Source organism: Pseudomonas sp. P5_B2 (assembly GCF_056400445.1).
This window is the reverse complement of record NZ_JBFULH010001291.1, coordinates 1-750: the sequence shown is the minus strand read 5'-3', so window position 1 is coordinate 750 and position 750 is coordinate 1. Positions and strand designations below refer to the sequence as shown.

Below are 750 nucleotides of genomic sequence, written 5' to 3'. Positions count from 1 at the left end.
GATGTTGGCGCTCTGATTGTTGTCTTTCATCGACAGCAGGTGTTTTTCGTAGGCGACTACGCGGCCCTGGTCGTCCTTGAGGGTATAAGGCAAACGACAGGCCTGGGAGCAATCGCCACGGTTGGCGCTACGACCGTTCTGTGCATGGGAAATATTGCACTGCCCGGAGAACGCCACACACAACGCACCGTGGATGAAGAATTCGATCGCCGCATCGGTCTCGTCGGCGATGGCGCGAATTTCTTGCAGGTTCAGCTCGCGGGCCAGCACCAGTTGGGAGAAGCCCGCCTGGTCAAGGAACTTTGCCCGTGCCAGGGTCCGAATGTCGGTCTGGGTGCTGGCGTGCAACTCGATCGGCGGAATATCCAGTTCCATCACGCCCAGATCCTGAACGATCAGCGCGTCGACGCCAGCATCGTACAACTGGTGGATCAGCTGGCGGGCCGGCTCCAGTTCGTTGTCATGCAGAATCGTGTTGATCGTGGTGAACACCCGGGCGTGGTAACGACGGGCGAACTCCACAAGTTGAGCGATATCGCTGACTTCGTTGCAGGCGTTATGGCGAGCACCAAAGCTCGGGCCACCGATGTACACAGCGTCGGCACCATGCAGGATGGCCTCGCGAGCGATGTTCACGTCGCGGGCGGGGCTGAGCAGTTCCAGGTGATGTTTGGGCAGAGACATTTTTTATCTGGCTTGTCACGGTCGAGGTGCGCATTGTAACGGCCAAACGACTGATGGGCACGTGGG

Annotated in this window: 1 protein-coding gene; it reads right to left on the bottom strand. The window is 58.9% G+C overall.

Annotated elements, in window-relative coordinates; translation table 11 throughout:
* Window positions 1-684, bottom strand: a 684-nt coding sequence (locus AC1DRJ_RS30810) for a peptidase U32 family protein (RefSeq protein WP_477805437.1), incomplete at its 3' end; no start/stop codon positions are given.
* Window positions 685-750: the final 66 nt, after the last annotated feature.